The 8905-nt window shown below is 40.8% G+C and carries 9 protein-coding genes; 7 read left to right on the forward strand and 2 right to left on the reverse strand.

The features are described 5' to 3' along the window. Window positions 1-24: 24 nt before the first annotated feature. The 7 genes from JR005_RS08695 (at window position 25) to JR005_RS08725 (ending at window position 5954) form a co-directional block, all read left to right on the forward strand. Window positions 25-1869 (forward strand): copper resistance system multicopper oxidase, encoded by a 1845-nt coding sequence (locus JR005_RS08695; RefSeq protein WP_218664901.1) that lies wholly within the window; start codon window positions 25-27, stop codon window positions 1867-1869. After that, complete coding sequence (locus JR005_RS08700; protein ID WP_218664902.1) at window positions 1856-2734, forward strand: copper resistance protein B; 879 nt, start codon at window positions 1856-1858, stop codon at window positions 2732-2734. Before JR005_RS08695 ends, JR005_RS08700 begins: the two co-directional genes overlap by 14 nt. An 82-nt stretch (window positions 2735-2816) precedes the next feature. After that, the gene (locus JR005_RS08705) at window positions 2817-3770 is read left to right on the forward strand and encodes a hypothetical protein (protein ID WP_218664903.1); all 954 of its coding nucleotides are present in this window, start codon (window positions 2817-2819) and stop codon (window positions 3768-3770) included. Between the two features lie 8 nt (window positions 3771-3778). Then, on the forward strand, window positions 3779-4330 hold the full coding sequence (locus tag JR005_RS08710; RefSeq protein ID WP_218664904.1) for a hypothetical protein: 552 nt from the start codon (window positions 3779-3781) through the stop codon (window positions 4328-4330). A 124-nt stretch (window positions 4331-4454) separates the two neighbouring features. Next, the gene (locus tag JR005_RS08715; protein ID WP_004999078.1) at window positions 4455-4775 is read left to right on the forward strand and encodes a DMT family transporter; all 321 of its coding nucleotides are present in this window, start codon (window positions 4455-4457) and stop codon (window positions 4773-4775) included. A gap of 11 nt (window positions 4776-4786) precedes the next feature. Then, the gene (locus JR005_RS08720) at window positions 4787-5275 is read left to right on the forward strand and encodes a methylated-DNA--[protein]-cysteine S-methyltransferase (RefSeq protein WP_218664905.1); all 489 of its coding nucleotides are present in this window, start codon (window positions 4787-4789) and stop codon (window positions 5273-5275) included. Between the two features lie 40 nt (window positions 5276-5315). Further along, window positions 5316-5954 (forward strand): nuclease-related domain-containing protein, encoded by a 639-nt coding sequence (locus tag JR005_RS08725; protein WP_218664906.1) that lies wholly within the window; start codon window positions 5316-5318, stop codon window positions 5952-5954. A 51-nt stretch (window positions 5955-6005) separates the two neighbouring features. Here the strand turns inward: JR005_RS08725 and add are convergent, their stop codons facing one another. Together add and JR005_RS08735 are read right to left on the reverse strand one after the other, a co-directional pair. Continuing rightward, window positions 6006-7022, reverse strand: a complete 1017-nt coding sequence (add, locus tag JR005_RS08730) for an adenosine deaminase (protein ID WP_004987428.1) — start codon at window positions 7020-7022, stop codon at window positions 6006-6008. 175 nt (window positions 7023-7197) lie between these two features. Further along, on the reverse strand, window positions 7198-8481 hold the full coding sequence (locus JR005_RS08735; protein ID WP_218664907.1) for a carbohydrate porin: 1284 nt from the start codon (window positions 8479-8481) through the stop codon (window positions 7198-7200). Window positions 8482-8905: the final 424 nt, after the last annotated feature.

The following is an 8905-nucleotide window of genomic DNA, read 5'->3' on the forward strand; positions in this document are numbered from 1 at the left end:
CAGTTTTAAATTTTGAGGTTAGTCATGTCTATTTTATTAAAAAATGTCCTTTTTACAGGACTGTGTTTGGCTATTTCGCCGTTTAGTCTAGCGGCGGTCAAAGAATACCATTTGGATATTGCTGAAAAAACCGTCAATATCACGGGAAAACCTGTTCAGCGAATTACCGTTAATGGTCAGTTTCCTGCTCCCAAACTTGAATTTGAAGAAGGTGATGAAGCGGTTATTCATGTTCATAATAGCCTGAAAAATCAGGATTCTTCGATTCATTGGCATGGTTTATTGTTGCCCGGCATTATGGATGGCGTACCTGGGTTTAATGGCTTTCAAGGCATCAAACCTGACGGTTCATTTGAATATCGTTTTAAAATCCGTCAAAACGGAACGTATTGGTATCACGCGCATAGTAAGGGACAAGAGCAGGATGGCTTATATGGCGCTTTTATTGTCTATCCTAAAGATAACAAGCCATTGACAGCACAGGAACAAACTAAACGGGATTATGTGGTGATGCTGTCAGATTTTCATGATTCATCGAGTGAAACATTGATGAAAAATCTGAAAAAGTCTGCCGAATATTATCAAAATCAGCGTGAAACCTTGGGCGATGTATTGCAACAGGTCAAACAACAAGGGCTGAAAGCCACGTGGCAAGATCGTAAAATGTGGAATCAGATGCGGATGCTGAAAACCGATCTGTCAGATGTCACAGGCTATACTTTCTTGGTCAATGGTAAAACGCCAGAACAGAACTGGACTGGCGAATTTACTTCGGGTGAAAAAGTTCGATTACGTTTTATCAATGCATCTGCGATGTCATTTTTTGATGTGCGTATTCCCAACTTGAAAATGACCGTGGTCAGTGCTGATGGGCAAGCTGTCAAGCCTGTCCCAGTGGATGAATTTCGAATTGGGACAGCAGAAACTTATGATGTGATTGTTGAGCCGAAAGCCGCGCATTATCAAATACAGGCTGAGTCGATTGATCGGAGTGGGTTTGCATTGGCAAGTCTGCAAAATGTGGCGATGCCTGCACCACAGCAGATTACCATTCCAGACGCACGACCACGTGCATTGCTCACAATGCAAGACATGGGACATGGCAACATGTCTGATAGTTCAGAACATACAGATCACGCTGCTATGCCAATGTCGCAGAAGATGTCTCATACATCCGAACCTTCATCAACCAAATTGTCATCGATGCCAGATATGTCAGAACACATGGATCATGATGCGATGTCACATAAACAGATGACGCAAGAAATATCACATCAGCAAATGAYGCAACATGAGACCTCTCATCCGCAAACCCTATTCGAGTCAAAGCAAACCGTACAAGGTTGGGCCAATGCTTCGACTCCACAAGGTGCAAAGGCATTGCGATATCAGGATTTACAATCACTCACCCCACAAACAGATACGCGTCAGCCGACCAAAGAATTAGTGATTCGTTTGGGCGGAAATATGGAACGTTATATCTGGACCATGAATGGCAAAAAATATAATGAGGCTGAACCTTTACAGGTCAAATATGGAGAGCGAATTCGGCTGAAATTTATTAATGACAGCATGATGGCACATCCAATGCACTTGCATGGCATGTTTGTACAATTGGAAAATGGTCAATCTATACAAAATCTTCCAAATAAACACACCCTCATTGTGCCGCCCGGTAAAACAGTGACAGCACTTTTGACCGCAGATGAATTAGGTGAATGGGCGATTCATTGTCATTTGTTGTACCACATGTCGGCGGGCATGATGAATAAACTGATTGTGGCAAAAGTCGATCAATATACACTGCCTAAAGTTTTATCTGAAAATACTGAACAACCTGTTCAAGGAGATCAACATGCGCACCACTAAAATGATGACTGTGTTGATGTTCTCAACAGGCTTTATGATGAGCTCATGGGCTTTTGCTCATGAAGGACATGACATGATGATGTCCAATATGTCGATGTCGGATGGTCAAGATCATACTGAAATGCCAATGCCAGAAAAAAATAAAGTGCAGACAAATAGTGAAGTACCTTCAAATGTGAGTGTTGATGATCATTCAGATCATGATCATCGCCGTGAACATGGCGGACAAATTTATCAGGCAACGAAACTGGACAATCAATGGCGATTGGATAAACACGGGCAGGGCGAGTTTAATACTGAACTGGAAACCTGGATTGGCACAGATCAAAATAAACTTTTCATCAAAGCTCACAGTGAAAAGTCAGAATCTGAGAAAGCTGATTATGCGATTTCGGCATTATATAGCCGAAACATTGCTGATTTTTGGGATGCTCAAGTCGGCTTGCGTTATCGCAGTGAAGCCTTTGAGGCACATCGTCAGGAAGCGGTGGATGCAGCATTTGGTCTACATGGTTTAGCCCCATATTTCTTTGAAACCGATGCCTATGTTTATGTCGGTCAAGATCAACATGTCAGCTTAAGTCTGGAAACTGAGCGCGACATTTTGCTGACGCAAAAGCTCATTACTCAACCTTATCTCAAAGCGGATGTTTTAATTCGGGATGAATCTGATAATGCAAAAAAGACAGGCTTAAGCTCTTTGCAAACAGGCGTTCAAACACGTTATGAGATTAGCAAAAAAGTAATGCCGTTTATTGATGTCGCCTATCGTTATGAAAAAGGGGATCGTGAAACCAGTCGTCAAATCGCAACCAGTTCAGAATCGGGCTGGCTGTATGGTGCAGGGATTACTTTCAAGTTTTAATTGATTCGTCAAAATAAAGCTGTATAGAATGTCATCACAATTAACCTGATGACATTCTTTTTGCATCTAATCTGGTGCGTCAATGAGCCTAAAACAACAGTACCAACGCTTTTTACTTTCAAATGCTTTTTTTCAATCGCAACGGGAGTTACACACAGACGGCAATTTACTTGCAGATGATGAATATGATTTTTCAGAACAAGACAATATTCAGTCGGAATGGGTGAGTTATTACTATATTCCCCAACTGGATATGGCGCATGAACGTGAATTGCGCAAGGCTTTGGTGCAATGCCATCAGGTCAAATATATTGAGATGGATCATCAAACTCAACATATGGCCATTTTCCATGATGGTGAAGTAGAGGTATTGACCAGTTTCTTAAAGAACCATGTGAAACAGGCGGATTATCAACAGACGCTATCTAATTTTGTGCCTGTCACCACCACCTTAAAACCCGTGATCAAAACCACGCAAATCCTGTCGTGGTTATCTTCAATTTATATTGTTTTGTGTCTGGTCACTTTGTGTATGGCGATTCTGGCGACCTCGTTTAGTCTCTTGGCGATGAGTTTGTTGATCCTGATGGATGCCGTGATTTATTTGGTCGCCAATAATGCTATCGTGATTGAGCCTTTGCTTCGAAATAGATTAATTCAGGCATTGGCGTGGTTTGAACTGGTTGCAGCCACTGCTTTAATGATCGGCATTGTATATGATTATTTTAATGCACAGGTTGCTTTGGCGGGATTTGTGCTGTTGCAAGGATTGGTGATCCTGACGGCGACTATTTTATCGCGTTATTTGATTGCTAAAGACTATATTAAAAATCGACCTTTGCACTGGAGTCATTTAGTGCGCAATATGGATGTAACAATTGCAATCACGTTGGTGATGGCTGGCGTGCTACTTCAACTCACACAGAACATAAGTATTGATTTGATGATGGCTATGTTTTTGATATTTTTAATTTTTTTAAGAGTGTTTGATATTCTGATGTTAAATAGACTTGCACTGAAACCATCAAAATATTGAGTACACAAATGCGTAAATGGATGTACTTTTTATTGATCATTGCGGTCGCGTGGGGCGCTTGGACAACATGGATAAAACCAGCACCCGATATTCAGACCTTTAGTTCAGATCACAACATTCATATCCAACAATTACAGCCTTATGAAGGAACATTCAGGGTTTTGTCTCGTGAAGACTATCACACTGGGAGAGAAGCCCAATTTTCACCGATGGATATTGCGGTGGGATGGAGCGAAATGGCAAATCCCAGTATTTATAAACAGATTGAGATTTCACAAGGCAATCGTTGGTACCATTGGCGTATTGATTCAATTCCTCCAATTTCATTGAATGATATTGCGACACACAGTGCCAATATGCATCTGGTTCCTGCAACGCCAGAGATTGCCAAACAATTGCAGCAGCTAAAAAAAGATGATTTAGTTTTCCTCAAAGGCGCTTTAATCGAAATTCAGTCAAGCGATGGCTGGCGTTGGCGAAGTTCCTTATCACGTGAGGATACCGGTGCGGGGGCGTGTGAGTTGATGCGAGTGGATCAAATTATTTGGCGTGAACAATAAACGGTTCAAAATCAAAATTGGTCATCCCGATTAAATTGACTATAATCATCGTTTCGGAGGAACGACCTCCCCCAGATGAGGGAAACAATGTCAGGACGACCTGACGCCTGATTATGGAGCAAAAATGGCTTGGGCAATCTTAATTTTGGCGGGACTTTTTGAAGTCATCTGGGCATATTCGATGAAAATGTCAGACGGTTTTACCCGTTTGCTGCCAAGTGTCATTACCATCGTATTTATGGTGCTGAGTGTCATATTATTATCAATTTCAATGCGGAGCTTGCCGCTTGGTACGGCTTATACAGTCTGGACTGGAATTGGTGCTATTGGTTCTTTTATCGTGGGTATTTTGATTTTGCATGAACCGATGGGAGCAATGCGTATGATGGCTGCGATTTTAATCGTCTCAGGTCTCGTGCTCATGAAACTGTCATCACCTGCTTAAGGTTATTTGGTATGCAGTTATCTTATTGTTATATGGCTTCGCCTGTTGGACAGCTCAAATTAGTGGCGAATGAGCAGGCTTTGGTGGCTATTCTTTGGGACAATGAAAACCCAAAAAGAGTACGTCTGGCTGAATTAATTGAAGATGTATCCCATCCGATTTTATTGAATACCCAACAGCAGTTAAGCGAGTATTTTTTAGGTCAGCGCAAGGTATTTGATATTCCAATTGATTTTGAAGGAACGGATTTTCAGAAAAAGGTCTGGCGTGCCTTACTGACGATTCCTTATGGGGAAACTCGCAGTTATAAACAAATTGCTCAGCAACTTGGTAATGAAAAAGCGGTTCGCGCTGTAGGGGCCGCCAATGGTAAAAATCCGATTTCAATTATCGCACCTTGTCATCGTGTAATTGGATCGGGAGGAGCATTGGTAGGGTTTGCAGGCGGTTTAGATAAAAAAGAAATTTTACTGCGTTTGGAATTCAAGCATARTATTTGAATTAGCTAAACTGTCACCTCTATAAAATAAGGATAATGAGATGTTTTTATATATCGTTTTTTTCATTGTTATCATGGGGATTGTTGCTTATCTATCTTCGCCTTCATTTAAGGGGAAAATGGGTGAGAGTATGGTGATTGATCATGCGAAACGTCATTTAGGCGAAGAATATATCATGCTGAATAACTGCACGATTCCCGATGAGCAAAATGGAACAACACAAATTGATCATATTTTGATTAGTCCATATGGCGTTTTTATTATAGAAACTAAAAATTATACAGGCTGGATTTTTGGCAGTATTAATCAAAAACAATGGACGCAAAAAATCTATAAAAAAAGTTATCGTTTTCAAAACCCAATTCATCAGAACTTCAAGCATTTAAAAGTATTGGAGCAAATTCTTGAAGATGTGGTTGCTCCTGAATATCTACATTCAGTCATTGTATTTACATCACGTAGCGAGTTTAAAACCGTCATGCCTGAACATGTTTGTCGGGGTAAAGATTGGATCACACACGTGAAAAAATTTAATCAGGAGGTGATTCCAACTATGAAGCAAAAACGCATTAAATATCGGATCGAAAAAGAAATATTGGAGTCTTCATGGAAAACCAATCGTACACATATTGCTAACTTGCAACAGAAAAATTCAGTGACAACGAATATATCTCAATAAATGGCTACATTTCATAGCCATTTATAAGATACGGTTTGTAGGTTTCAAAAATCATGCGACTTCGTGTTGACGAGCCAACGCCTGATTTTTTAATAATTGCTTTTCCTGTTCAGATAAAAAAGCCACTTTGAGACCATTTTCCTGCGCAGTTCGGATCTGATCTTCGGTTAAACCTGCTTGTGGTGCAGCAACTTGATATTCATGCTGAATTTCAATGCCTTCTACCGCAGGGTCATCGGTATTGATCGTGGCCAAAATTCCATGTTGTAAAAAGTCCTTGATGGGATGTTTTTCAATTGAACTGACCGTGCTGGTTTGTACATTTGATGTGATACACGATTCAATCCCGATCTGATGTTCAGCCAGATAATCCATCAGCTTTGGATCATGAATAGCTTTGACACCATGCCCGATACGCTCTGCTCCAAGTTCCTGTATGGCTTGCCAGATACTTTCTGGCCCTGCGGCTTCGCCTGCATGAACGGTAATATGCCAGCCTGCATTTCGAGCCTGTTTAAATTGATCCAGAAAAAGCGTTCCAGGAAATCCCAGTTCATCACCTGCCAAATCCAAAGCTGTGATATGGGTTTTATGGGTGAGTAAGGCATCGAGTTCAGCCTGACAAGCGGCTTGTCCAAAAGTGCGACTCATAATACCAATCAAATTTGCCTGAATCCCTAAATCACGGCAACCCTGTTGTACGCCGTCAATCACCGCCTCAACCACACCTGCTAAAGGCAGATGATGAGTCATGCCCATATAACCAGGAGAAAAACGTAATTCGACATAGTCTAACCCTTGTTGCTTGGCATCCTCGATATTTTCATAGGCGATCCGTTGGCATGCCTCCAAACTTGCCAAAACCTTGACACCCCAGTCCAACTTTGCCAAAAAACTGAGTAAATCGGGTTGATTATCCATGACTTGTACATGTGGACGTAACTCTTCGAGCGTTTGAGCGGGCAGGGCAATATGATATTGCTGTCCCAAATCTAAAATGGTTTGTGCGCGAATATTGCCATCCAGATGTCGATGAATATCGGTGAGGGGGAGGTTTGTTGAAATCATCGGCATTACCTCTCTAGCATTGTTTTATTGTGTTTTTATCTTGGCAGAGATGAATTCAATAAAAAAGTAAGGCGATGTTATTTTTTGCTGATAAGTTGAAAAATGACCATTCATGCATGTTCAAAATAAAAATGCCGTGAGCTTAGAGTCACAGCATTTTAAATACAGAATAAATTTAGAAAATCACTTTAGTGGTCAAACCAAGTACCAGTGCATTATCCACTTGATCGGTCGCACCCGGTTGAATGACATATTGCACCACAGGGCGTAACATCAACCACGGTGTGACATAGTGCGAATAGTTCAATTCAATATTGTATTCAGCATCTTCATTAATTAAGGCTTTTTTGTTGTAGATGCCATCCCGATAACGATCATTGACATGAATGCGATTGACACCTAAGCCTAACATATCAGTGGGATGATCATCTAATAAGCCCAGATAGCGAATCCCGATTTGTTGAGTATTATCAATTTTATTCACAGCGGTATCATGGAAGGAAATATTGGTAAATCCGTATAAACCCCGTTTGCCACCATCCACAGAGGTGAATTGTTGATCTGCGGTAAACCAACCTGCATAAGCATGGTCTTTCTGCTCACCTGTAATGACATCTTTGTTTTGGGTTTTATCGGCATTGTTATAAAAAACACCTAGACGATAGCTACCCGGTAAATGGTTAATCCCTTGTTTAGGTTGATAATGCAGTTCAACAGGGATAGTGACACCATCCATGTGGTCGGATTTTAAATTCCAACCCTGATTTTCCTTGATATTGGTCGGGTTAAACTCAAATACGCCCACTTGCGCAGAGAGTTCAGGGGTAAATCGATATTTTACAATTCCCGCCCATTGCGCCACGGGTTCGTTATACCAAACATTACCCATCCATTTTCCGTTTTGTGCGGTACAAAACGAGGTGCTTTGGAAGTCACATCCCATCGTATTAAAGTATGAACCCATACCAATACGACCAACGCGAACACTCCAACCCGTATCTGTAAAAATCTTTTCAATAGAGAGTTGAGTCAAGCGGGAATCGACATTTCCCCGTCCCCAAGTGGCTTGTGTATTGGCCATTTGTGGCGCACCTGGATACGAAATATTATCAACACTGGTACTTTGTCCCTGACGAGCAGTGACAATGGCACGAACTGAAACGCCATTCCAGCCCAACATTTTTTCCAGATCCAGACTACTGCCTAACCAGAGCTGACTTGCGAAGGTTGCACCATCTCGTGGTTTATAGCCACCATCTGCCAGATAGTCGGTATCGACATAAAGATTAGCATCAAAATTTACGCCCTGACTGGCGAGCTCTGTCCGTTTGCCGTTCCAGTCACCAAACAAATACTTGCTTTGAGGACTGAAAGCATCATCCGCATGACTTAAATTAAAACATGTTATTGCTGTCACAAAGCTAGCAAAGCTTATTTGTTTCAGTCCCTGAATTTTCATTTGACTCAACCACGCATACTTAAAATTTGTCCATTCATTGTTTATCAACAATGAGTTTGAAAAATCTAACCATGTTTTAAAATTTAATCAACAAAAATTCACTTGAATTTTCATATTTAATATTTGACTGAACGGTTTAGTTTTTATGAATAATTTGATTTAAAGTTGTTATAAGTGGGCCACTACTGTTTAAGGGTTGTAGTAAGGTCGTGTAAAGTTGTTATAAGTATTTCATTTAGAAACTTTTTTAGAAAATCTGAAAAAAGACCATATTTTTCTAGAAGAATGGTGGTAGTCCATAATATATTTTTAAAGTCCCCAGTAAGAAACATAGATTACTTACTGGGTGTATTATATTTCTTATTAATGATAGAGGATGTGTCGCGTGACGGTGACGGCGTCAGACGACACATCCTCTATCATT

The organism is Acinetobacter sp. Colony158 (assembly GCF_019264745.1).
Classification (GTDB): domain Bacteria; phylum Pseudomonadota; class Gammaproteobacteria; order Pseudomonadales; family Moraxellaceae; genus Acinetobacter; species Acinetobacter ursingii.